Annotated in this window: 35 protein-coding genes; 32 read left to right on the top strand and 3 right to left on the bottom strand. The window is 54.9% G+C overall.

Annotated features, from left to right (window positions below; translation table 11 throughout):
- Entirely contained in the window at positions 1-474 is a 474-nt protein-coding gene (locus M0644_RS02690; protein WP_206201517.1) for a DUF2752 domain-containing protein, read from the bottom strand.
- Positions 458-1594, bottom strand: a complete 1137-nt coding sequence (gene tgt, locus M0644_RS02685; protein ID WP_149817917.1) for a tRNA guanosine(34) transglycosylase Tgt — start codon at positions 1592-1594, stop codon at positions 458-460. Before tgt ends, M0644_RS02690 begins: the two co-directional genes overlap by 17 nt.
- 367 nt (positions 1595-1961) lie before the next feature.
- On the opposite strand from tgt, the gene rplC reads away from it, so the two are divergent.
- Genes rplC through aguB form a run of 32 tightly spaced genes read left to right on the top strand, consistent with a single transcriptional unit; the run spans position 1962 to position 18985 of the window.
- Positions 1962-2600: a 50S ribosomal protein L3 gene (rplC, locus tag M0644_RS02680; RefSeq protein ID WP_286626477.1), complete on the top strand. Its 639-nt coding sequence runs from the start codon at positions 1962-1964 to the stop codon at positions 2598-2600.
- A 16-nt stretch (positions 2601-2616) separates the two neighbouring features.
- Positions 2617-3249: a 50S ribosomal protein L4 gene (gene rplD, locus M0644_RS02675; protein ID WP_149817913.1), complete on the top strand. Its 633-nt coding sequence runs from the start codon at positions 2617-2619 to the stop codon at positions 3247-3249.
- Positions 3242-3544 (top strand): 50S ribosomal protein L23, encoded by a 303-nt coding sequence (locus tag M0644_RS02670; protein ID WP_286626475.1) that lies wholly within the window; start codon positions 3242-3244, stop codon positions 3542-3544. The genes rplD and M0644_RS02670 overlap by 8 nt, the downstream gene beginning before the upstream one ends.
- An 11-nt stretch (positions 3545-3555) precedes the next feature.
- A complete protein-coding gene (rplB, locus tag M0644_RS02665; RefSeq protein WP_286626473.1) occupies positions 3556-4422 on the top strand; it encodes a 50S ribosomal protein L2 in 867 nt (288 codons plus the stop codon).
- A 22-nt stretch (positions 4423-4444) separates the two neighbouring features.
- The gene (rpsS, locus tag M0644_RS02660) at positions 4445-4723 is read left to right on the top strand and encodes a 30S ribosomal protein S19 (protein ID WP_011055940.1); all 279 of its coding nucleotides are present in this window, start codon (positions 4445-4447) and stop codon (positions 4721-4723) included.
- 30 nt (positions 4724-4753) lie between these two features.
- Positions 4754-5122 (top strand): 50S ribosomal protein L22, encoded by a 369-nt coding sequence (gene rplV / locus M0644_RS02655; RefSeq protein ID WP_011055941.1) that lies wholly within the window; start codon positions 4754-4756, stop codon positions 5120-5122.
- 12 nt (positions 5123-5134) lie between these two features.
- Positions 5135-5851, top strand: a complete 717-nt coding sequence (gene rpsC / locus M0644_RS02650; protein ID WP_286626471.1) for a 30S ribosomal protein S3 — start codon at positions 5135-5137, stop codon at positions 5849-5851.
- 14 nt (positions 5852-5865) lie between these two features.
- A complete protein-coding gene (gene rplP, locus M0644_RS02645; RefSeq protein ID WP_286626469.1) occupies positions 5866-6297 on the top strand; it encodes a 50S ribosomal protein L16 in 432 nt (143 codons plus the stop codon).
- A 2-nt stretch (positions 6298-6299) separates the two neighbouring features.
- On the top strand, positions 6300-6512 hold the full coding sequence (gene rpmC / locus M0644_RS02640) for a 50S ribosomal protein L29 (RefSeq protein WP_149817902.1): 213 nt from the start codon (positions 6300-6302) through the stop codon (positions 6510-6512).
- Entirely contained in the window at positions 6512-6760 is a 249-nt protein-coding gene (rpsQ, locus tag M0644_RS02635; RefSeq protein ID WP_011055945.1) for a 30S ribosomal protein S17, read from the top strand. The genes rpmC and rpsQ overlap by 1 nt, the downstream gene beginning before the upstream one ends.
- 12 nt (positions 6761-6772) lie before the next feature.
- Complete coding sequence (rplN, locus tag M0644_RS02630) at positions 6773-7141, top strand: 50S ribosomal protein L14 (RefSeq protein WP_149817900.1); 369 nt, start codon at positions 6773-6775, stop codon at positions 7139-7141.
- Positions 7141-7494 carry a 50S ribosomal protein L24 gene (rplX, locus tag M0644_RS02625; RefSeq protein ID WP_226971991.1) on the top strand — a complete coding sequence of 118 codons (354 nt, stop codon included), beginning with the start codon at positions 7141-7143 and terminating at the stop codon, positions 7492-7494. Before rplN ends, rplX begins: the two co-directional genes overlap by 1 nt.
- 58 nt (positions 7495-7552) lie before the next feature.
- A complete protein-coding gene (rplE, locus tag M0644_RS02620) occupies positions 7553-8098 on the top strand; it encodes a 50S ribosomal protein L5 (protein WP_250681994.1) in 546 nt (181 codons plus the stop codon).
- 29 nt (positions 8099-8127) lie between these two features.
- Positions 8128-8529 carry a 30S ribosomal protein S8 gene (gene rpsH, locus M0644_RS02615; protein WP_149817898.1) on the top strand — a complete coding sequence of 134 codons (402 nt, stop codon included), beginning with the start codon at positions 8128-8130 and terminating at the stop codon, positions 8527-8529.
- Between the two features lie 18 nt (positions 8530-8547).
- Positions 8548-9111: a 50S ribosomal protein L6 gene (gene rplF, locus M0644_RS02610; protein ID WP_149817896.1), complete on the top strand. Its 564-nt coding sequence runs from the start codon at positions 8548-8550 to the stop codon at positions 9109-9111.
- On the top strand, positions 9112-9474 hold the full coding sequence (gene rplR, locus M0644_RS02605; protein ID WP_149817894.1) for a 50S ribosomal protein L18: 363 nt from the start codon (positions 9112-9114) through the stop codon (positions 9472-9474).
- 11 nt (positions 9475-9485) lie between these two features.
- Positions 9486-10010, top strand: coding sequence for a 30S ribosomal protein S5 (rpsE, locus tag M0644_RS02600; RefSeq protein ID WP_011055952.1), 525 nt, complete (start codon positions 9486-9488; stop codon positions 10008-10010).
- A 13-nt stretch (positions 10011-10023) separates the two neighbouring features.
- Positions 10024-10488, top strand: coding sequence for a 50S ribosomal protein L15 (gene rplO, locus M0644_RS02595; protein WP_286626463.1), 465 nt, complete (start codon positions 10024-10026; stop codon positions 10486-10488).
- 12 nt (positions 10489-10500) lie between these two features.
- Positions 10501-11811, top strand: coding sequence for a preprotein translocase subunit SecY (gene secY, locus M0644_RS02590; RefSeq protein WP_149817890.1), 1311 nt, complete (start codon positions 10501-10503; stop codon positions 11809-11811).
- Entirely contained in the window at positions 11811-12398 is a 588-nt protein-coding gene (locus M0644_RS02585) for an adenylate kinase (protein ID WP_286626462.1), read from the top strand. Before secY ends, M0644_RS02585 begins: the two co-directional genes overlap by 1 nt.
- The gene (gene infA / locus M0644_RS02580; RefSeq protein ID WP_011055956.1) at positions 12391-12615 is read left to right on the top strand and encodes a translation initiation factor IF-1; all 225 of its coding nucleotides are present in this window, start codon (positions 12391-12393) and stop codon (positions 12613-12615) included. The genes M0644_RS02585 and infA overlap by 8 nt, the downstream gene beginning before the upstream one ends.
- 60 nt (positions 12616-12675) lie before the next feature.
- Positions 12676-12789 carry a 50S ribosomal protein L36 gene (rpmJ, locus tag M0644_RS02575; RefSeq protein WP_011055957.1) on the top strand — a complete coding sequence of 38 codons (114 nt, stop codon included), beginning with the start codon at positions 12676-12678 and terminating at the stop codon, positions 12787-12789.
- A gap of 33 nt (positions 12790-12822) precedes the next feature.
- Complete coding sequence (gene rpsM / locus M0644_RS02570; protein WP_024125578.1) at positions 12823-13203, top strand: 30S ribosomal protein S13; 381 nt, start codon at positions 12823-12825, stop codon at positions 13201-13203.
- A 42-nt stretch (positions 13204-13245) separates the two neighbouring features.
- Entirely contained in the window at positions 13246-13638 is a 393-nt protein-coding gene (rpsK, locus tag M0644_RS02565) for a 30S ribosomal protein S11 (protein ID WP_011055959.1), read from the top strand.
- A 29-nt stretch (positions 13639-13667) separates the two neighbouring features.
- Positions 13668-14633, top strand: coding sequence for a DNA-directed RNA polymerase subunit alpha (locus M0644_RS02560; RefSeq protein ID WP_149817884.1), 966 nt, complete (start codon positions 13668-13670; stop codon positions 14631-14633).
- Positions 14634-14655: 22 nt separating this feature from the next.
- Positions 14656-15006 (top strand): 50S ribosomal protein L17, encoded by a 351-nt coding sequence (gene rplQ / locus M0644_RS02555; RefSeq protein ID WP_149817882.1) that lies wholly within the window; start codon positions 14656-14658, stop codon positions 15004-15006.
- 6 nt (positions 15007-15012) lie between these two features.
- Positions 15013-15867: a tRNA pseudouridine(38-40) synthase TruA gene (truA, locus tag M0644_RS02550; protein ID WP_206201502.1), complete on the top strand. Its 855-nt coding sequence runs from the start codon at positions 15013-15015 to the stop codon at positions 15865-15867.
- Between the two features lie 16 nt (positions 15868-15883).
- On the top strand, positions 15884-16342 hold the full coding sequence (rplM, locus tag M0644_RS02545; RefSeq protein ID WP_206201501.1) for a 50S ribosomal protein L13: 459 nt from the start codon (positions 15884-15886) through the stop codon (positions 16340-16342).
- 1 nt (position 16343) lies between these two features.
- The gene (gene rpsI / locus M0644_RS02540) at positions 16344-16757 is read left to right on the top strand and encodes a 30S ribosomal protein S9 (RefSeq protein ID WP_149817876.1); all 414 of its coding nucleotides are present in this window, start codon (positions 16344-16346) and stop codon (positions 16755-16757) included.
- A gap of 39 nt (positions 16758-16796) precedes the next feature.
- On the top strand, positions 16797-17072 hold the full coding sequence (rpmE, locus tag M0644_RS02535) for a 50S ribosomal protein L31 (RefSeq protein ID WP_286626461.1): 276 nt from the start codon (positions 16797-16799) through the stop codon (positions 17070-17072).
- A gap of 9 nt (positions 17073-17081) precedes the next feature.
- On the top strand, positions 17082-18131 hold the full coding sequence (locus M0644_RS02530; protein ID WP_286626460.1) for an agmatine deiminase family protein: 1050 nt from the start codon (positions 17082-17084) through the stop codon (positions 18129-18131).
- Positions 18128-18985 carry an N-carbamoylputrescine amidase gene (gene aguB / locus M0644_RS02525; RefSeq protein ID WP_286626459.1) on the top strand — a complete coding sequence of 286 codons (858 nt, stop codon included), beginning with the start codon at positions 18128-18130 and terminating at the stop codon, positions 18983-18985. The genes M0644_RS02530 and aguB overlap by 4 nt, the downstream gene beginning before the upstream one ends.
- On the opposite strand, the gene M0644_RS02520 is transcribed toward aguB, so the two are convergent.
- Complete coding sequence (locus tag M0644_RS02520; RefSeq protein WP_286626458.1) at positions 18982-20316, bottom strand: MFS transporter; 1335 nt, start codon at positions 20314-20316, stop codon at positions 18982-18984. The genes aguB and M0644_RS02520 overlap by 4 nt on opposite strands.
- Positions 20317-20348: the final 32 nt, after the last annotated feature.

Below are 20348 nucleotides of genomic sequence, written 5' to 3'. Positions count from 1 at the left end.
TTAACTCCTCAGAAAGATGTTTTTTAGGGGATTGATATAAAATTCTCCGGTGTGAAATAGGCTGTACAGTCGCAGGCCATAGTAGCCAAGATAAATCACCCCTAGCCACCACCAGTTTTGAATGCGTTCATTGATGTAGCGAAAGGGGGTGTGCTGCAATCGCCGGCCAGTTTTCAGCTCTAGGCCTATAAAAACCGCCATCACCGTAAATGCGAGAAAGAGCACAGGGCCAAAGAGATGCATTCTCAGGGCATCTTCAACATTGCCGCGAGCGATCGCCATAAAGGAACGGGTCAGACCGCAGCCTGGACAGGGAATGCCCGTTGTTGCCCGAAAAAGACAAAGTAAAAAAGGCGGCGTCCCCGTATGGTTAAAGAGTGCCGCTCCCACTAAAGGTGCTGTGGTCAGTCCCAAAAAGCCCCAGCGGCTCAAGCGTTCCTGCCTTGATAAAACGGCATCAGAGAAGCGCAGCATCGGGTTCCTCAGCATCCACCACTAGTCGCTGCTCCCATTCTGCCGCAAACGCCACAAATCGCTCCTCTAAAATTGCTTGGCGTGCTGCTTGGGTGAACCGAATCAGTTCCGTCACATTATGAATCGAGAGTAAGGTGTAGGCCAGTAGCTCCTTGGCACGCACTAAATGACTCAGGTAGGCTCGGCTAAAGGTGGTGCAGGTATAGCAGGGACAGGTGGGATCCAAGGGTTCATAATCGCGGCGAAAGCGGGCATTTTTCAGGTTCCAGCGCTGCCCTTGGACAATGGCACAGCCATGGCGAGCCAGACGGGTAGGAATCACACAATCAAAGAGATCGACCCCAGCAGCGATCGCCCGCAACATTTCTAAGTGAGTTCCCACCCCCATCAAATAACGTGGCTTATGGGCAGGCAAGAGGGGAGCCGTCACCGCCACAATTTCGTGCATGGCACTGTTGGGTTCCCCGACACTCACCCCACCAATGGCATAGCCCGGCAGGTCATAGGGCAGCATCGCCGCAGCGCATTCCCGCCGCAGATCGGCATACACTCCCCCCTGAACAATGGCAAAGAGAGCCTGATCCGATCGTTGTTTGGCGGCAATACAGCGCTCTAACCAATGTAGTGTGCGTTGCGTCGCTTGGATCACTGCCTCCCGGCTCGCAGGGTAGGGGGGGCACTCATCAAAGGCCATGATCACATCTGCCCCCAAGGCCTCTTGAATGGCGATCGCCCGCTCAGGTGACAGTTCAATGATTTGACCATCGTGGGGTGAACGAAACACCACCCCCTGATCGGAAATCTGCCGCATTTCACTGAGGCTAAAGACCTGAAACCCCCCCGAATCCGTGAGAATTGGCCCTGACCAGCCCATAAAACGGTGCAGTCCCCCCGCTGCGGCCACAATGTCTTCCCCCGGTTGCAGGTGCAAATGGTAGGTGTTGGCCAAAACCATTTGAGCGCCCGCCGCCTTGAGGTGTTCTGGGGTGAGGGTTTTCACATTCGCTAAAGTACCCACGGGCATAAAACGCGGCGTTGCCACTGCGCCATGGGGGGTGTGAAACAGGCCTGCCCGCGCTTGGGTATGGGCACAGTCCTGCTGGCAGACAAATTCAAACACGCTGCTGGATCCACAAGAAGGCGTAAAAAATGTTACCAAATGCCTAGACAAACCCACAATCGCTGATCTATGATTAAAACTTGTGACCAAAAACGGATACTGAGTGGGCGCGATCGCCTCAACCCCCTTAAGTCCTTGGTTCCACTGATCCAGGGGTGGCAGCGTGTTCGCAACTTGCAATCATAGCCTTGCCATCTTTACCTGCGCCTGTCCTTGATCAATGATAGATGCGCTTTAAGCGTCATCGTCTTGACCGTGTAACTGCTGGGTCAATCCACCATTCCTAACTGTAGGAATCTGCCGAGGTGTAGCCTTGCGGCTGCCTCTCGCTGTTTTGTTGTGATTTGTATTTTGAAGGAACGCGATCGTGACAGTTGGTATTTTAGGGACAAAGTTGGGCATGACCCAAATCTTTGACGAGGCGGGTCGATCTGTCCCCATTACGGTGGTACAAGCGGGGCCGTGTCCGATCACACAAATCAAAACCCCCCAAACCGACGGCTACACGGCAATTCAAGTGGCCTACGGCGAAGTGCGGGAGAAAAACCTGAGTCGCCCCGAGCGCGGCCACCTCAACAAATCGCAAACGCCCCCCATGCGTCATCTGCGGGAATTTCGCCTTGAAGATGCCTCTGCCTATCAATTGGGTCAGGCCATCACTGTTGACATTTTTAGTCCGGGGCAGCTTGTGGATGTCCACGGCACCAGCATTGGCCGAGGCTTTGCGGGCTATCAAAAACGCCACAATTTTAAGCGCGGTCCAATGGCGCATGGCTCAAAAAACCACCGTCTGCCCGGTTCCACTGGGGCAGGAACCACCCCGGGTCGGGTTTTCCCCGGCAAGCGGATGGCCGGTCGCATGGGCAATGCGGCAGTCACCATTCGCAAGTTGCAGGTGGTGCGCGTTGATGCTGAGCGCAACTTAATCCTGATCAAAGGGGCACTACCGGGTAAACCGGGGGCACTCGTGAGCATTACCCCCGCCAAGGGTGTCGGTCGCAAATAGGGGCTGGAGAGTAGTTATGGTTGCATGTGTGGTTAAAGACTGGCAGGGTGCCGACAGTGGTGAAGCCACCCTTGATCTGGCGACAGCAAAACCTGAAACCGCCAGTCATATTGTTCATCGTGCCCTTGTGCGGCAGTTAGCCAATGCGCGTCAGGGAACGGCATCTACCAAAACCCGTGCTGAGGTGCGTGGCGGCGGTCGCAAACCTTGGCGGCAAAAAGGAACAGGGCGTGCCCGCGCTGGTTCGATCCGTTCTCCCCTCTGGCGGGGTGGCGGTGTGATCTTTGGTCCTAAGCCCCGCGACTACAGCCAAAAAATGAATCGTAAGGAGCGGCGACTTGCCCTGCGTACAGCCCTGATGAGCCGCGTTGAAGACTTGATTGTGGTTCAGGACTTTGCCGATCACTTGCCCCGTCCCAAAACCAAGGAACTGGTGACCGCGCTGCAACGCTGGGGCATTGAGCCAGAGCAAAAGGTGCTGCTACTGGTGGAAGACATTGCCGAAATGGTGGCACTCTCGGCGCGAAATGTGCCCACCCTGAAACTCCTGCGTGCCGATCAATTGAATGTTTTTGATTTACTCTATGCCGATCGCATTGTTGCCACCACTGGCGCGATCGCCAAAATTCAGGAGGTGTACGGTGACTAAAGTCCAACCCCGCGCCCTTGCGGATCTCATCAAGCGCCCCATCATCACAGAGAAAGCCACGATTTTATTGGAAAACAATCAATACAGCTTCGATGTGGATCGGCGCGCCACCAAACCGCAAATCAAGGCTGCGATTGAAGAACTCTTTAACGTCAAAGTTACGGCAGTGAATACCTATCATGTGCCCCCTAAAGAGCGCCGCGTGGTTCGGTTTGTTGGCCATCGTCCGCGCTACAAGCGGGCGATCGTCACCCTTGCCCCCGACAGCAAGATCGTTCTCTTCCCCGAAGTTTAACGGAGTAGATCATGGGCATTCGCGTTTACCGACCCTACACCCCCGGCGTTCGCCAAAAAACTGTTTCTGACTTTGCTGAAATTACCACCGACAAGCCGGAAAAGTCGCTGACCCGTGGCTTCAAACGCGACAAAGGCCGCAACAATCGCGGTGTCATTACCAGTCGGCGGCGGGGGGGTGGCCACAAGCGTCGCTATCGCATTGTTGATTTTCGCCGCAGCAGCAAGCTCAATGTCCCCGCCAAAGTGGCAACTGTGGAGTACGATCCCAACCGCAATGCCCGCATTGCCCTGCTCCACTATCGCGATGGCGAGAAACGCTACATCATCCATCCTCGAGATTTGACCCCCGGCACCGAAATCATTGCCAGTCCTGATGCGCCCATTGAAGTGGGCAATGCTTTGCCCTTGGGCAAAATTCCCTTGGGTACTAGTGTGCACAATGTGGAAATTACCCCCGGTCGGGGTGCGCAAATGGTGCGAGCTGCCGGCGCGATGGCACAAGTAGTGGCCAAAGAGGGGGATATGGTCACCCTCAAGCTTCCCTCGGGTGAAGTGCGGCTCTTCCGCAAGGAGTGCTATGCCACCATTGGCCAAGTGGGGAATGTTGAAGCCAACAACATCAGCTTAGGGAAAGCGGGTCGCAATCGCTGGAAAGGTCGTCGTCCGAAGGTGCGCGGTTCGGTCATGAACCCGGTGGATCACCCCCACGGTGGTGGTGAAGGGCGCGCCCCCATTGGTCGTCCCGGGCCTGTCACGCCTTGGGGTAAACCCACCCTTGGCTACAAAACTCGCAAGAAGAAAAAACTCAGCGATGCTCTCATCGTGCGGCGTCGTAAGAAGTCTTCCAAGCGGGGTCGCGGTGGTCGTCAGTCTTAGGTTTTTGCGGAGAAGTTAGGTTATGGGACGTTCATTAAAAAAAGGCCCCTTTGTGGCGGATCATCTCTTACGCAAGATTGAAGCCCTCAATGAGCGCAATGCCAAGGAAGTGATCAAAACGTGGTCGCGTGCCTCAACGATTGTGCCAGAAATGATTGGCCACACGATTGCCGTCCACAACGGCAAGCAGCACGTGCCCGTGTACATCACTGAGCAGATGGTGGGTCACAAACTAGGGGAATTTGCCCCCACCCGCAACTTCCGCAGTCATGTTAAGGGCGATAAAAAAGCCCGCCATTGATTCTCTTGTTCGCGTCTGGGATAGCCGTCTATGGTTTCTACCTCTTCTCCTACTGCCCGTGCCTGCGCCAAGTATGTCCGCATGTCACCCCACAAGGTGCGGCGGGTACTGGATCAACTGCGGGGTCGCACCTACCGCGATGCCCTGATTATGCTGCGCTTTATGCCCTATCGTGCCTGTGAGCCGATTACAAAGGTCTTGCGATCGGCGGCAGCCAATGCCACCCACAATTTAGGCTTGGATCCCGCCACCTTGGTAATTAGTCAAGCCTATGCCGATCAAGGGCCTTGCCTGAAGCGGTTTCGCCCTCGCGCCCAGGGCCGCGCTTACCAAATTCGCAAGCCCACCTGCCACATCACGATTGCTGTGGCGCCCCAAAACACTGCTGACGAATCGTAGAAGGATACCACCGTGGGACAGAAGATTCACCCAATTGGCTTTCGCCTCGGCATTACACAAGAACATCGCTCCCGCTGGTACGCCGATAGCGATCGCTATCCTGAGCTATTACAGGAGGATCACCGCATCCGCACGTTTATTAACAAGCAACTGGCCAACGCTGGTATTGCGGAAGTGCGCATTGAGCGCAAAGCGGATCAAGTGGAGTTGCAAATTCGCACCGCTCGTCCCGGCGTCGTCGTTGGTAAAGGCGGCCAAGGGATTGAGGAACTGCGCAAGCAACTGCGGCAGATGCTCCCTAGCAACCGCACGATCAAAGTGAACGTGGTGGAAGTCAACCGTGTCGATGCTGAAGCCAGCCTCTTGGCGGAATACATCACCCAGCAACTGGAGCGACGGGTGGCCTTCCGACGCGCCGTGCGCCAAGCCATTCAGCGGGCACAGCGAGCAGGCATTGAGGGGATCAAAGTCCAAGTGGCGGGTCGCCTGAATGGGGCGGAAATTGCCCGTACCGAGTGGACACGGGAGGGTCGCGTTCCTCTGCATACCCTACGGGCAGACATTGACTATGCCTACCGCACCGCCCGCACAATCTACGGCATTTTGGGTGTGAAAGTGTGGATCTTCAAAGGTGAGGTACTGCCGGGACAAGCCGAAGCCGTAACACGGGAACCCAGTCGCCGCAGTCCCCAACGCCGCCTACCCCAATTTGAAAATCGCTCTAACTAACAGGGAAGCCAGCGATGTTAAGTCCAAAGCGTACAAAATTTCGCAAACAGCAGCGGGGTCGCATGACCGGGGTTGCCAGTCGCGGTAACTCCATCCACTTTGGCGACTATGCCCTTCAAGCCCTTGAACCCGCGTGGATCACCGCACGGCAAATTGAGGCTGGTCGTCGTGCCATGACCCGCTATATCCGCCGCGGTGGCAAAATCTGGATTCGCATTTTCCCCGATAAGCCCGTGACGATGCGGCCTGCCGAAACGCGGATGGGGTCAGGGAAAGGCTCACCGGAATACTGGGTGGCAGTGGTCAAACCCGGTCGCATTATGTATGAAATTGCCGGTGTGCCGGAGGCGGTTGCCCGCGAAGCCATGCGCCTTGCTGCCTACAAAATGCCGATCAAGACCCGTTTTCTGGTGCGCAATCAAGAAGAGGAACAACAGGAGGGTTAAGAATGGCACTGACAAAAATGAAAGACCTGCGGGAACTGAGTGATCAACAGGTGAGCGATCGCATTGCCGCCATTAAGAAAGAACTCTTTGATCTGCGCTTCAAAAAAGCCACCCGCCAAGAGGTCAAGCCCCATCAATTTAAGCATCTGCGCCATGAGTTGGCACAGCTTTTAACCCTTGAGAATGAACGTCGCCGCAGTGGAGGCCAAGACTAATGGCAGTTAAAGAACGTGTTGGCGTCGTCGTCAGCGACAAAATGCAAAAAACCGTCGTCGTTGCCGTCGAAAACCGCGCCCCCCACCCCAAGTACGGCAAAATTGTCGTCAAAACCCGCCGCTACAAAGCCCATGATGAAAATAACGAAGCCAAAGTGGGCGATCGCGTGCGCATTCGGGAAACCCGTCCCCTGAGTCGCACCAAGCGTTGGGTCATTGCCGAGATTCTCAGTCCTCGCACTGCCTAAGGAGAGCCAGCCATGATTCAACAGGAAACCTATCTCAACGTTGCCGACAATAGCGGCGCCAAAAAGCTCCTCTGCATCCGTGTGCTCGGCGGCGGTAACCGTCGCTACGGCAGTGTCGGCGATGTGATCATTGCCACCGTCAAAGATGCCACCCCCAATATGGCAGTGAAAAAATCCGATGTGGTTCGCGCTGTCATTGTGCGCACCCGCAAAACCATCCGCCGTGAAAGTGGCATGAGCATTCGCTTTGATGACAATGCCGCTGTCTTGATCAACCAAGAGGGCAACCCTCGCGGTACCCGTGTCTTTGGTCCTGTGGCTCGTGAACTGCGGGATAAAAACTTTACGAAAATTGTTTCATTGGCACCGGAGGTACTCTAATGGCGGCCAAGAAAGCAAACAAAAAGCCAGTGCGCTATCGCATGCACGTGAAAAAAGGGGACACGGTTCAAGTCATCGCTGGCAGCGACAAAGCCAAAGTCGGTGAAGTCCTCGCCGTTTTCCCCAAAACCAGTCAGGTGATTGTCAAAGGAGTGAACCTGAAAACCAAACACGTCAAGCCCCGCCAAGAGGGCGAATCTGGGCAAATCATCACCAAAGAAGCCCCGATTCACAGTTGTAAGGTCATGCTCTACTCCACCAAGCAAAACGTGGCCAGTCGCATCTGCTACACCTACACCGAAGATGGCCGTAAGGTGCGGATGCTCAAGAAAACTGGCGAAATCATTGATTAGGTCTAACCCGTTTTCCCCTCTCTGACCCAGCCCAGAGAATGCCCCTAGGAGAAGCCCCATGTCCCAACGCCTCAAAGATCACTACAACAAAACCGTTGTGCCGCAGCTCATGCAGCAGTTTCAGTACAAAAACATTCACCAAGTCCCCAAGATTGTCAAAATAACCGTCAACCGCGGTCTGGGGGAAGCGGCGCAAAATGCCAAAGCCCTTGAAGCCACACTGGCAGAAATTGCCACGATTACCGGCCAAAAGCCCGTCGTTACCCGCGCCAAGAAGGCGATCGCTGGCTTCAAAATTCGCAAAGGCATGCCCGTTGGTGTGGCCGTGACGCTGCGATCCGATCGCATGTATGCCTTTTTGGATCGCTTGATTAACTTGGCACTGCCACGGATCCGTGACTTTCGCGGTGTCAACCCCAAAAGCTTTGATGGCCGGGGCAACTACACCCTAGGTTTGCGCGAGCAACTGATTTTCCCCGAAGTCAACTACGACGACATTGATCAAATTCGCGGCATGGATGTCTCAATCATCACCACTGCCAATACTGATGAAGAAGGACGCGCCCTGCTCAAAGCAATGGGCATGCCGTTCCGTGAGAACTAACGCCGGAGGCAGATTTTTAAGGAGCAACTATGGCAGTAAATGACACGATTGGCGATATGCTAACTCGCATCCGCAACGCAAACCTTGCGCGTCATCAAACCACCACCATTCCGGCCACGCGCATGACCCGCAGTATTGCGCAGGTGCTGAAAGCGGAAGGGTTTATTCGCGATTTTGAAGAGCAAGGGGACGGCATCAAACGGCATCTTGTGGTTTCCCTAAAATATCGCGGCAAGCAGCGCCAGCCGATTATTACTGCGCTCAAGCGGGTGAGCAAACCCGGTCTGCGCGTCTATGCCAATTCCCGTGAGTTGCCCCGGGTGCTCGGTGGCATCGGCATTGCCATCATCTCCACCTCTAGCGGCATCATGACTGATCGCGAGGCACGGAAGCAGGGCATTGGCGGCGAAGTACTCTGTTACGTTTGGTAAGCTCGGAGGAAGTCCCACATGTCTCGTATTGGCAAGCGTCCCATCCCCCTGCCAAAGAATGTTACCCTCACCCTAGACGGGCAGCAGGTCACGGTCAAAGGCCCCAAGGGTCAACTGAGTCGGGTTTTGCCGCCCGAGGTGAATGTTGCCCAAGAGGGCGAAAGTATTGTTGTCAAACGCCGCGATGATTCTCGACCTGCTAAAGAACGCCACGGCCTCTGCCGCACGCTACTGGCTAACATGGTGGAAGGCGTCTCCCAAGGGTTTACGAAAAAGCTGGAGATTCAAGGGGTCGGTTACCGCGCCCAACTCCAAGGCAAAACCCTTGTCCTCAGTATGGGCTACAGCCACCCCGTTGAGATTGTGCCACCCGAGGGCATTACCCTAGAAATTGAGGACAACCAAGGTAAAAAAGTGCAGCAGGGCACGATTGTCCTTGTCAGTGGCATTGATAAAGAACTAGTCGGCAACACCTCTGCCCGTATTCGCGCCGTACGTCCCCCTGAACCCTACAAGGGCAAGGGCATTCGCTATATGGGTGAATTTGTGCGTCGTAAAGTTGGTAAGACAGGGAAGAAATAGATGAAACAAACTCGTACTGCGGCTCGCCAAAGTCGGCATCAGCGCATTCGCCGCAAAGTCAAAGGTACCAGCGATCGCCCCCGCCTCGCTGTCTTTCGTTCCCATCAGCATATCTATGCCCAGGTGATTGATGACACCCGGCACCATACCCTTGTGGCCGCTTCCAGTGTTGAGCCAGAACTGCGGCAAAAACTAGGAAAAGGGAGCACCTGTGCCGCCTCTATTGAAGTGGGGCGACTAATTGCAGAGCGTGCCAAAGCCGCTGGCATTGAGCGCGTTGTCTTTGATCGCGGTGGCAATATCTACCATGGTCGTGTCAAGGCCTTGGCGGATGCCGCCCGTGAAGCTGGACTAGACTTTTAGAGGATGACCCGATGGCAAATCGTCGTAAAAACCCCCGCAAAGTTGAAAAAGAAACCGACTGGCAAGAGCGGGTCGTCCAGATCCGCCGCGTCTCCAAAGTAGTCAAAGGCGGTAAGAAACTAAGCTTCCGCGCCATTGTGGTTGTTGGCAATGAGCGTGGCCAAGTGGGTGTGGGCGTCGGTAAAGCTGCCGATGTCATTGGTGCGGTGCGCAAAGGTGTGGCCGATGGCAAAAAGCACCTGATTGATGTCCCGATCACCAAATCCAACTCTATTCCCCACCCCACTTTTGGCGAAGGCGGTGCTGCCCGCGTCATGATTCGCCCCGCTGCACCGGGAACCGGGGTAATTGCTGGTGGTTCTGTGCGCACCGTTCTGGAACTAGCAGGGGTACGCAACGTGCTGGCCAAACAACTAGGCTCCAGTAACCCCCTCAACAATGCCCGCGCCGCCCTCGAAGCCCTTGCAGCCTTGCGCACCTTCCAAGAAGTTGCCGAGGAGCGGGAAATCCCCATTGAAAACCTCTATAGCAAATAGGTAGGAGTTGTCCATGCGGTTTCAAGATCTGCACCCCCAAGCGGGATCGCGACGACGCAAACGGCGGATTGGTCGGGGCATTGCCGCAGGTCAAGGGGCAAGTGGTGGCTTTGGGATGCGCGGGCAAAAATCCCGTTCTGGTCGCCCCACCCGTCCCGGCTTTGAAGGCGGTCAAAACCCCCTCTACCGTCGTCTCCCCAAACTCAAGCACTTTCCCCTCGTCAACCGGAAGGTTTACACTACGATCAACGTGGGTCGTCTCAATACCCTACCCGCCAATAGTGTAGTGACGGTTGAGTCTCTCCTTGAGGCTGGCATTCTCACCACCGCCAAATATCCCCTCAAAGTGCTGGGGGATGGTGAGCTAAACGTCAAGCTAGAGGTTCATGCCGCTGCCTTTAGTGGCAGTGCCCGCAGCAAGATTGAAGCTGCTAGTGGGGTATGTGTGGAGACCTGCGTTGCTGCCGACAGTGAATAGAGGAACCCCAATATGATTGTGAATCGCGGCAAGGCACCCACTGCCCAAGAAACCTTTATGCAGATGGCTCAAGCGGCTGGTCTGCGGGGGCGACTCCTGATCACCATTGGGCTATTGATCTTGGTACGGCTGGGGATTTATCTACCCATTCCGGGGATCGATCGCGCCGTTTTTGCCCAGAGCGTCCAAGATAATGCCGTGATTCGCTTCCTCGACATCTTTTCAGGCGGTGGCCTCTCTGCCCTTGGGATTTTTGCCCTCGGCATCCTGCCCTATATTAACGCCTCCATCATCATGCAATTGCTGACTGCTGCTCTCCCCTCCTTGGAGCGGCTGCAAAAGGATGAGGGAGAAGCCGGCCGCCGCAAAATTTCCCAAATTACTCGCTACGTGGCTGTGGGCTGGGCAGTTCTGCAAAGTTTTGGCATTGCCATTTTTGTGAGTTCCATTCCCGGTGCGGCTTTGCATCCAGGGGCGTGGTTTGTGGCTGAAATTGTCCTTGGCCTGACCGCTGGCTCAATGGTGGTGATGTGGATTTCGGAATTGATTACTGAGCGGGGCGTGGGTAATGGAGCCTCACTCTTGATCTTTTTGAGCATTGTTGCCTACTTGCCTGCCTCAGTGGGTCAGACGATCGCCCTCGCCGAAAGTGGTGGCAATATTGGCGGCATTGTTATTCTGGTGGCCGTCTTTTTGGCCATGATTGTTGGCATTGTCTTTGTGCAAGAGGGTACCCGCCGCATCCCTATTGTTTCGGCACGTCGCCAAGTGGGGCGCAAACTCTACCGCGAGCAAACCAGTTACCTGCCCCTGCGCTTAAACCAAGGGGGGGTGATGCCAATCATTTTTGCCTCAGCAGTACTGATTCTGCCTTCGACCTTAGCGCAGTTTACCCGCAATGAACTCGTGGCGCGATTTGCGAGTTATGTTTCTCCAGCAGGGCCGACGCCGTGGCTATATGTGATTTTCTATTTACTGTTGATTCTCTTCTTTAGCTACTTTTACTCCTCCTTAGTGGTCAACCCCGTGGATATGTCCCAAAACCTGAAAAAAATGGGCGCCAGTATTCCGGGAATCCGACCGGGGAAAGCCACCTCTGATTACCTAGAGCGGGTTCTCAACCGCCTGACATTCCTAGGGGCGATCTTTTTGGGTCTGGTGGCGATTATTCCCACGGCAGTCGAAAGTGCAACCAAAGTAACAACATTTCAAGGGCTGGGGGCGACCTCCCTGTTGATCTTGGTGGGGGTGGCCATTGACACCTCAAAACAGATTCAAACCTATGTGATTTCACAACGTTATGAGGGGATGGTGAAGCAGTAATGCGCTTAATTTTGTTTGGCGGTCCCGGTTCGGGCAAGGGGACACAGGCAGCAATTCTGACCACGCTTTTGGGGATTCCCCATATTTCCACAGGGGATATTCTGCGGGCAGAGCGAGCTGCGGGCACCCCCCTCGGTCAACAGGCTCAAAGCTATATGGATCGCGGTGAACTGGTACCGGATCAGGTGATTGTGGATATGGTGGCCAATCGCTTGCAACAGCCAGATACGGCTGCGGGTTGGCTTTTGGACGGTTTTCCCCGCAATGGGGCACAGGCGGCAGTCTTTGAGGAGATGCTCAAAAGCATTCACCAAGACTATGATTATTTGCTCTTCTTAGATGTGCCTGCTGCGATTCTCCAAGAACGCGCCCTCAATCGCGCCAAGCAAGCGGCCAATGGTCAGCAGCGCTCCGATGATACTCCTGAAACCATCCTCAAGCGGGTACAGGTCTATGAGCGGGAAACCCTACCAATGATTCGACAGTACATGAGTCATCCCAAGTTTGTACACATTGATGGAACACGTACGATCGAAGAGGTAACTGCTGCCATTCAAGCACGTATTGGGGAGGTGAACCGTGTCTAAACAGGATGCCATTGAAATTGAAGGGACAGTGACCGAGTCATTGCCCAACGCCATGTTTCGGGTGGATCTGGACAATGGCTTTAATGTCCTTGCCCATATTTCCGGTAAGATTCGCCGCAACTACATCAAAATTTTGCCGGGCGATCGCGTGAAGGTGGAATTGACCCCCTATGACCTGACCAAGGGGCGGATTACCTATCGTCTGCGCAAAAAGTAGTTTGATCTTTGTTGGCCACTCTGCTAAGATATAAAATTTGCGACTACATGAGCAACTGATATGAAAGTAAGAGCATCGGTACGGCGTATTTGTGAAAAATGCCGCGTCATTCGGCGACGTGGTCGGGTCATGGTGATCTGCACCAATCCGAAGCACAAGCAGCGCCAAGGGTAACCCACTGTTGTTGCACACATAGGAACTAGATTCATGGCTCGTATTGCTGGTGTTGATTTACCCCGCGACAAACGCATTGAAATTGCCCTCACCTACATCTATGGCATCGGCTTGACCCGCTCCAAAGAAATTTTGGCAAAAACGGGTGTTAACCCAGATACCCGCACTCGCGATTTGACGGATGCCGATATTGCGGCACTGCGGGCTGCGATTGACGAGTACCAAGTGGAAGGGGATCTGCGCCGTCTCGAGGCCATGAATATCAAGCGGCTCATGGACATTGGCTGCTACCGCGGGCGGCGGCATCGCCTTGGATTGCCGGTTCGTGGTCAGCGCACCCGTACCAATGCTCGCACCCGTCGTGGTGGTCGCCGCACTGTGGCGGGTAAGAAAAAACCCGCTGCTAAGAAATAAATTTTTCCGCTCCTGCTACCTGATTTACGGTTTGGATAGATTATGGCACCCTCTGCAAAACGCTCTGGCCCTCGTAAGCAAAAGCGCAATGTCCCCAGTGGCGTTGCCCACATTCAGTCCACATTTAATAACACGATTGTCTCAATTACCGACCCCAATGGTGAGGTGATTGCTTGGGCCTCCGCTGGCTCCAGTGGTTTCAAAGGTGCCAAAAAAGGCACACCCTTTGCGGCTCAAACTGCTGCTGATAATGCAGCTCGCCGTGCCATTGATCAGGGGATGCGGCAAATTGAGGTCATGGTGAGTGGTCCCGGTTCCGGTCGCGAGACAGCGATTCGGGCGTTGCAAGCCGCAGGTCTAGAAATTACCCTCATTCGGGATGTGACCCCCATTCCCCACAATGGTTGCCGTCCCCCCAAACGGCGGCGGGTTTAGGTTGGTTTGGGTCACTTGGGAGCACAGCTATGGCATATCAAATTGAATGTTTGGAAACACGGGTTGAGGAGGATCAAGGGCAGTACGGCCAATTTGCGCTGCACCCCCTCGCCCCCGGTCAAGGGATTACGGTGGGGAATGCCCTGCGGCGGGTTCTTCTTGCCAACTTACCCGGTAGTGCCGTGACAGCGGTGCGCATTGCCGGTGTGAATCATGAGTTTTCAACAATTCCCGGTGTGCGCGAAGATGTCATGGACATTTTGCTGCAAATGAAGCAGTTGGTGATTCGCAGCCACACCTCAGAACCCCAAATGGGTCGCCTTTTTGCCCAAGCCCCTGAGAATGAGCCATTGACGGTTACTGCTGGCATGGTGCAACTTGGCTCTGAAGTGGAAGTGGTCAACCCCAACCACTATATTGCCACGCTGATGCCGGGGGCAACCTTGGAGATGGAATTCAAGATTGAACAGGATCGCGGCTATCGCTCGGTGGAGCGGGTACGGGACGATCGCCTTGCCTTGGACTATCTGCAATTGGATGCGGTCTTTATGCCCGTGCGGCGGGTGAACTATACCGTTGATTCGGTGCGCAGTGCCGGTACAGAGGGCGATCGCCAACTCCAAGACTATCTAAAGCTGGAAATCTGGACGAATGGCAGCTTGACCCCCCAAGATGCCCTCAATCAGGCGGCAACAATCCTCGTGGATCTCTTTAGCCCCTTGAAGGAAGTGCCCCTGCACACCTCCGAGGCCACCACCACTGACGAGCATGATGAAACGGGACAAATTCCCATTGAGCAACTCAATTTGTCGGTGCGTGCCTACAACTGTCTCAAGCGTGCCCAAGTCAATACGGTCGCTGACCTCCTTGAGTATTCCCAAGAAGAGCTACTGGAGATCAAAAACTTCGGTCAAAAGTCTGCTGAGGAAGTGATCGAGGCACTGCAAAAACACTTGGGAATTACGCTACCGCCCCAAAAAGCTGCCCGTAATTAGAGAGATTGAATGAGGTTTGTCTATGCGTCACCAACGTCGGGTTCCCCAGCTAGGACTGCCAGCCGATCAACGAAAAGCACTGCTGCGGGCACTGACCACTGAATTGATTCGCCATGGCCGCATTACCACCACCAAAGCGCGGGCAAAGGCGGTACGCGCAGAGGCGGAGCGGATGATCACCTTGGCAAAGGATGGCTCCTTGGCGGCACGGCGGCGTGCCCTTGGCTATCTCTACGATAAGCAACTGGTGCATGCTCTGTTTGCCCAAGCCCCAGAGCGCTATGGCGATCGCCAGGGGGGCTATACCCGCATTATCCGCAGTGTGCGGCGGCGGGGTGATAATGCCGAATTGGCAGTCATTGAACTGGTGTAGCAGGCAATGATGACGGCGATCGCACCTCCTCAGAGTGGCCAACGCTTGGCACTGCTTATTCAGTACCAGGGCACCCATTTCCACGGCTGGCAACGGCAGGTGGGACAGCGCACGGTACAGGAGGTGATTGAGCAGGCGATCGCCAGTGTTGTCAACCATCCCGTCTCTGTTGTCGCAGCAGGTCGTACCGATACAGGGGTTCATGCTGCTGGTCAAGTGGCTCACGTCACGGTCAACTCGCCCATTCCCGTTCATCGTTGGCCGGGGATTCTCAATGCTCGCTTGCCCGCTGATGTGGTGATTCGTGCGGCGGCGGTGGTGCCCGATCACTGGCATGCCCGTTTCTCCGCGCTGTGGCGTCGCTATCGCTATACCCTCTATACCGATCCCTGCCCCAATATCTTTCTGCGCCCTTGGACATGGCACTACTACTATGCCCCCTTAGATGTGGAAAAAATGGCAGCCGTGCTTCAGCCATTGTTGGGGCGGCATCACCTCAGTGCCTTTCACCGTTCTGGCTCGAATCGTGCCCATTCTTGGGTGGAGGTGCAGGCGGTGAGCTGCCAGCGGCGCGGTGCCCTTGTGGAAATTGAGGTGCAAGCTTCGGGGTTTCTCTACGGCATGATGCGCCTGTTGGTGGGACTCTTGGTACAGGTGGGGCAAGGCCAGCGATCGCCCGCCAGTTTTACGGAAATTTGGCAGCAGGAGCAACGCCACCTCGTCAAGTATGCTGCCCCCCCTGTAGGCCTTTGTCTATTGGGGGTGGGCTATCCTGAATCGCCTTTCCCCCTTGCCCTGTGCACCGAGGCGATGCCCCAGTTTCAGTTAGCCTCCATTAGCCCTGAATTGTCCATTGCATAGAATCATGGAGTTTGTGATGACCAGTACCGTAAAGACACCCCTGCCCGCCGTGGATGACCTTGCTCCCCAGTGGTATGTCATTGATGCCGCTGATCAACGCTTGGGTCGGCTAGCCGCAGCAATTGCCCGTATTCTCAGGGGCAAAAACAAAGCCATTTACACCCCCCATATGGACACGGGCGACTTTGTGATTGTCATCAATGCCGAGAAAGTCACCGTCACCGGCAGAAAACGCTCCCAAAAGCTCTACCGTCGTCACTCGGGACGCCCCGGCGGCATGAAAATTGAAACCTTTGATCAACTGCAAGCCCGCATTCCCGAGCGGATTATTGAGCATGCTGTCAAAGGGATGCTGCCGAAAAATTCCCTTGGCCGTAAACTCTTTACCAAGCTGAAAGTTTATGCTGGGCCAGAGCATCCCCACCAAGCGCAAAAACCCCAGCCTTTGACCATTAACACGATTCCGGGAGCCTAACATGCAGATTGCTGATCAGTCTAAGCGGGTAGTTTATTTGGGAACCGGTCGCCGTAAGTCGGCGGTGGCACGGGTGCGCCTGATCCCCGGTAGCGGTCAACTGTTGATCAATGGCCGCAATGGGGCTGACTACCTGCAAAACAACCCCACCTATCTCAACTTGGTGAAAGCCCCCCTTGAAACCCTTGGCCTTGAAAGTAGCTATGATATTTATGTCAATGCTACGGGGGGTGGTTTGACGGGGCAAGCAGATGCCATTCGTTTAGGGATTGCCCGCGCCCTGTGTCAACTGGACATCGAAAACCGCAAGCCGCTGAAAACGGAAGGCTATCTCACCCGCGATCCCCGTGCCAAGGAGCGGCGTAAATACGGTCTGCGCAAAGCCCGCAAAGCCCCCCAATACTCAAAACGCTAAGATGTTTGTTTTTTACTTCTCGTTTGTGGTGAGACTCCTATGCCAAAACTGAACATTCATCCCCAGTGGTATCCCGAAGCCAAAGTCTATTGTGACGGTGAAGTGGTGATGACCGTGGGTTCCACGAAACCCGAACTACACGTGGATATCTGGTCAGGCAACCACCCCTTCTTCACGGGTACTCAGAAAATCGTTGACGCTGAAGGGCGGGTGGAACGCTTCCGCCGCAAATACAGCGGTGCCAAACCCCAGCAAACTGCTAAAGGGAAAAAAGCTGCCGCTAAACCTGCACCCAAAACCAACAAAAAGGGCTAATCGCTCTTCATGTCCCCCTTTTTTCAGCCGGCTGAGTGGCTGCCGCATCGCGCCTGTTGGTTAGCTTTCCCCAGTCACGAGGATTTGTGGGGCGATCTCTTACCTCAAGTACGCTCAGAGTTTGCAGCCCTGTGTCGGGCGATCGCTGACCCCGATCCCGTAACAGGTCAGTGCCGCGGGGAGCAACTGAAGATTCTGGTGCTGGACGAGGTGGGAGAAGCCACTGCTCGTTCTTATCTCGGGGATCTGAATCCACAGTTTTATCAGCTCCCCTTTGGTGACATTTGGCTGCGGGATACCGCTCCTGTGGGCTTAATCAATGAGGCAGGGGAGCGCCGACTCCTCTGTTTGCCCTTTAATGGTTGGGGCAAGAAGTATCAACTTCCCGGCGATAGTGACTTGGCTGTGCGCCTTGCTCTAGCCATCGGCCTCCCCTATGGAGCGGTGCCGTTATTCTTGGAGGGGGGGGCGATCGAAGTGGATGGCGAAGGAACCTGCCTTACCACCCGCCAGTGTCTCCTCAACCCCAACCGCAATCCCTATTTAGACAGCGAAGAAGTGGAAGCCCGCCTCAAGCCCGCCCTTGGCGTGAGCAAAATCCTCTGGATTGAATCGGGACTGGCCAACGATCACACCGCGGGACTGGCCAACGATCACACCGATGGTCACATCGATACGCTGGTGCGTTTTGTGGCTCCGGCAACCGTGGTTTGTATGCTGCCCGACAGCCCTGAGGATCCGAACTACGATGTCCTGCTGACGATTTATGAGCAGTTGCAAACGCTAACGGATGCCAAGGGGCGCTCCCTAGAGGTAATCCCAGTGCCTTCGCCGGGGCGGGTGACGAGTCGAAAGGGGGAGATTTTACCCGCTAGCTATGTCAATTTTTATATCGCCAATACCACTGTTGTCGTCCCCACCTATGGTGTCGAAGCCGATGCCAAAGCGGTTGAGGCGATCGCCAAGCTCTTTCCCAGTCGCAGAACCGTTGGCCTTCCCGCACGGATGATTTTAGAAGGGGGAGGCGCCTTCCATTGCATTACGCAGCAGGAACTATGAGAACACTGACCGTTGCTGCCATTCAAGCTCAGCTGACCGATGATGTTGAGACCAATATTCTGCACCTCAGTGATCTAGTGCGGCAGGCGCATCAGCAGGGGGCACAGGTCATTGTCCTGCCAGAGCTATTTGAAGGTCACTATTTTTGTAAGGAAGAGCGGGAGAGTCACTTTCGGCGCGCACACCCCGTGAAAAACCACCCAACAATTGCCCACTTTGAGGCTTTGGCGCGGGAACTGGCGGTGGTGATTCCAGTGTCCTTTTTTGAAAAGGCGGGCACCGTCTATTACAACAGTGTGGCCATGATTGATGCGGGGGGCGTCAACCTCGGTGTCTATCGCAAAAGTCATATTCCCGATGGCCCCGGCTATGAGGAAAAGTTTTACTTCCGCCCCGGAAATACGGGCTTTCGAGTCTGGCGTACTCGCTACGGCAAAATCGGTGTCGGCATCTGCTGGGATCAGTGGTTTCCAGAGGCTGCACGGGTGATGACCCTGATGGGAGCAGAGGTGCTCGTGTATCCCACTGCCATTGGTAGTGAACCCCACGATCCCACACTGGACACCAAAGACCCTTGGCAGCGGGTGATGGTTGGCCATGCAGTGGCAAATGTGATTCCAGTGGTGGCAGCCAACCGTGTGGGTGATGAGGGGGGGCAAGTATTTTATGGCAGTTCATTTATTGCTAATCCAAGGGGAGATCTAGTGGCCGAGGCCGATCGCACCCAAGAAGCAGTGCTTGTCCATAGATTTGATTTAGAGGAAATTGAACGCCTACGGGCGGCCTATGGCTTCTTTCGCGATCGCCGACCCGGCCTCTACAAAGCCCTGTTGACTGCGGATGGTGTTATTTAATTGCTGTGGCTTGGCTGGAGATGAAAGTGTAGGTGCTGATGAGCCTGTAGCCGATGGCAATGATCATGCTCGCTGTCGTGCTCATGGGGATGAGTGTGCCAAAAACCAGCGGGGAGATGCCGCAAGTGCCACGGTCGGGTCAACACCACAAAAGCGATGAAAAGCACCATGCTACTGAGGCCAGTATAGAAAAAATGTTGGGCTGGAAACTGACTGCCGAACCATCCCGTTAGGGGATAGGCCAAGACCCACCAAAGATGACTCCAAGCAAACTGAGCGCCATAAACCCGACCCTGCAATTCCACGGCCACTCTCTCAGCAATTACCGTCTGCATAGGCACATTGACGAGGGTTTTACCGATACCCGCGATCGCCCACAACAGAGCGAGGGTAGGGACATTAGCACTATAGGCAGCCAGCAACGGCAGCACCGTCAGTATCCCCCCTAGACCCATCACCCTCACGGCACTCATCCTGCGACAGGAAGAACCCCAAATCACCGCAGCCAAAGTAGCACCCACACCAAATGCCGCCATGATTGAGCCGTAGGCCTGACTTCCTGCCTGTAGCGTGCCCTGAACATAGCCGACGGTATTCACCAAAATTTCCGCACCAGCGATCGCTGCCACCAATTGCAGTAGTAATCCATAGCGAATTGCTGCATCCCACCAAAGGCACTGACTACCAACACTTAGCTCCTCAAGAAATCCGCTACGGGGGGGGACTGATCCTGCTCTAGGTACGATCAAAGCAGTGGGCAGCCAAGCAATCAACACCGCTGCAACCAAAAAGGTCAAAGCATCCAAAAAGAACACTGAACGGGTACTGAATAACGCCGCAACACTACCTGCGAGGGCTGGGCCTAAAACACTCAGGAGTTGGTACGTGGCATTCGAGAGGGCGATCGCCGGTGGGCACTCCTCAGCCGTCGTAATCAAGGGTAATGTGGCCGTGTAGGTTGGGGTAAAAAGGGCGTGAAAGCCACTCAGCAAAGCCACTACGAGATACAGTTGCCAGCCGTCAGTAACAAACGGCAAGAACGACACCAAAACCATCCGCACAAGATGGGTAGTCACCATCAATCCCTTGCGATCCAATCGATCTGCTAAAACACCAGCAATAGAAGCCAATAGCACAAAAATGGTGACCCGCAGCGTTAAGGCAGTGGAGAGCCACAGTCCAGACTTCTCTCCTGCTAACTCAAAAGCAAGGAGTGCTAAGCCGAGCCATGTGAACGCATCCCCAATCAGATTGATCGTTTGCGCCGCATAGAGACCGGCAAAGGCTCGATTCCGTAGGCACTGCAACAGGGGAGGAAGTTGAAAGGTCATGGTGGCCATCTCAGAACCCACACGTTTACTAT

This window comes from Thermosynechococcus sp. B1 (genome assembly GCF_030322985.1).
Lineage (GTDB): Bacteria > Cyanobacteriota > Cyanobacteriia > Thermosynechococcales > Thermosynechococcaceae > Thermosynechococcus.
The sequence above is the reverse complement of the archived record's forward strand: the minus strand, read 5'-3'. Positions and strand labels throughout refer to the sequence as shown.

Excerpts from the sequence above, each read along its gene's own strand:
- M0644_RS02690 (WP_206201517.1), bottom strand. The coding sequence starts at position 474 with ATGCTGCGCTTCTCTGATGCCGTTTTATCAAGGCAGGAACGCTTGAGC.
- rplD (WP_149817913.1), top strand. The coding sequence starts at position 2,617 with ATGGTTGCATGTGTGGTTAAAGACTGGCAGGGTGCCGACAGTGGTGAA.
- rplB (WP_286626473.1), top strand. The coding sequence starts at position 3,556 with ATGGGCATTCGCGTTTACCGACCCTACACCCCCGGCGTTCGCCAAAAA.
- rpsS (WP_011055940.1), top strand. The coding sequence starts at position 4,445 with ATGGGACGTTCATTAAAAAAAGGCCCCTTTGTGGCGGATCATCTCTTA.
- rplV (WP_011055941.1), top strand. The coding sequence starts at position 4,754 with ATGGTTTCTACCTCTTCTCCTACTGCCCGTGCCTGCGCCAAGTATGTC.
- rplP (WP_286626469.1), top strand. The coding sequence starts at position 5,866 with ATGTTAAGTCCAAAGCGTACAAAATTTCGCAAACAGCAGCGGGGTCGC.
- rpmC (WP_149817902.1), top strand. The coding sequence starts at position 6,300 with ATGGCACTGACAAAAATGAAAGACCTGCGGGAACTGAGTGATCAACAG.
- rpsQ (WP_011055945.1), top strand. The coding sequence starts at position 6,512 with ATGGCAGTTAAAGAACGTGTTGGCGTCGTCGTCAGCGACAAAATGCAA.
- rplN (WP_149817900.1), top strand. The coding sequence starts at position 6,773 with ATGATTCAACAGGAAACCTATCTCAACGTTGCCGACAATAGCGGCGCC.
- rplX (WP_226971991.1), top strand. The coding sequence starts at position 7,141 with ATGGCGGCCAAGAAAGCAAACAAAAAGCCAGTGCGCTATCGCATGCAC.
- rplE (WP_250681994.1), top strand. The coding sequence starts at position 7,553 with ATGTCCCAACGCCTCAAAGATCACTACAACAAAACCGTTGTGCCGCAG.
- rpsH (WP_149817898.1), top strand. The coding sequence starts at position 8,128 with ATGGCAGTAAATGACACGATTGGCGATATGCTAACTCGCATCCGCAAC.
- rplF (WP_149817896.1), top strand. The coding sequence starts at position 8,548 with ATGTCTCGTATTGGCAAGCGTCCCATCCCCCTGCCAAAGAATGTTACC.
- rplR (WP_149817894.1), top strand. The coding sequence starts at position 9,112 with ATGAAACAAACTCGTACTGCGGCTCGCCAAAGTCGGCATCAGCGCATT.
- rpsE (WP_011055952.1), top strand. The coding sequence starts at position 9,486 with ATGGCAAATCGTCGTAAAAACCCCCGCAAAGTTGAAAAAGAAACCGAC.
- rplO (WP_286626463.1), top strand. The coding sequence starts at position 10,024 with ATGCGGTTTCAAGATCTGCACCCCCAAGCGGGATCGCGACGACGCAAA.
- secY (WP_149817890.1), top strand. The coding sequence starts at position 10,501 with ATGATTGTGAATCGCGGCAAGGCACCCACTGCCCAAGAAACCTTTATG.
- M0644_RS02585 (WP_286626462.1), top strand. The coding sequence starts at position 11,811 with ATGCGCTTAATTTTGTTTGGCGGTCCCGGTTCGGGCAAGGGGACACAG.
- rpmJ (WP_011055957.1), top strand. The coding sequence starts at position 12,676 with ATGAAAGTAAGAGCATCGGTACGGCGTATTTGTGAAAAATGCCGCGTC.
- rpsM (WP_024125578.1), top strand. The coding sequence starts at position 12,823 with ATGGCTCGTATTGCTGGTGTTGATTTACCCCGCGACAAACGCATTGAA.
- rpsK (WP_011055959.1), top strand. The coding sequence starts at position 13,246 with ATGGCACCCTCTGCAAAACGCTCTGGCCCTCGTAAGCAAAAGCGCAAT.
- M0644_RS02560 (WP_149817884.1), top strand. The coding sequence starts at position 13,668 with ATGGCATATCAAATTGAATGTTTGGAAACACGGGTTGAGGAGGATCAA.
- rplQ (WP_149817882.1), top strand. The coding sequence starts at position 14,656 with ATGCGTCACCAACGTCGGGTTCCCCAGCTAGGACTGCCAGCCGATCAA.
- truA (WP_206201502.1), top strand. The coding sequence starts at position 15,013 with ATGATGACGGCGATCGCACCTCCTCAGAGTGGCCAACGCTTGGCACTG.
- rplM (WP_206201501.1), top strand. The coding sequence starts at position 15,884 with ATGACCAGTACCGTAAAGACACCCCTGCCCGCCGTGGATGACCTTGCT.
- rpsI (WP_149817876.1), top strand. The coding sequence starts at position 16,344 with ATGCAGATTGCTGATCAGTCTAAGCGGGTAGTTTATTTGGGAACCGGT.
- rpmE (WP_286626461.1), top strand. The coding sequence starts at position 16,797 with ATGCCAAAACTGAACATTCATCCCCAGTGGTATCCCGAAGCCAAAGTC.
- M0644_RS02530 (WP_286626460.1), top strand. The coding sequence starts at position 17,082 with ATGTCCCCCTTTTTTCAGCCGGCTGAGTGGCTGCCGCATCGCGCCTGT.
- aguB (WP_286626459.1), top strand. The coding sequence starts at position 18,128 with ATGAGAACACTGACCGTTGCTGCCATTCAAGCTCAGCTGACCGATGAT.
- M0644_RS02520 (WP_286626458.1), bottom strand. The coding sequence starts at position 20,316 with ATGACCTTTCAACTTCCTCCCCTGTTGCAGTGCCTACGGAATCGAGCC.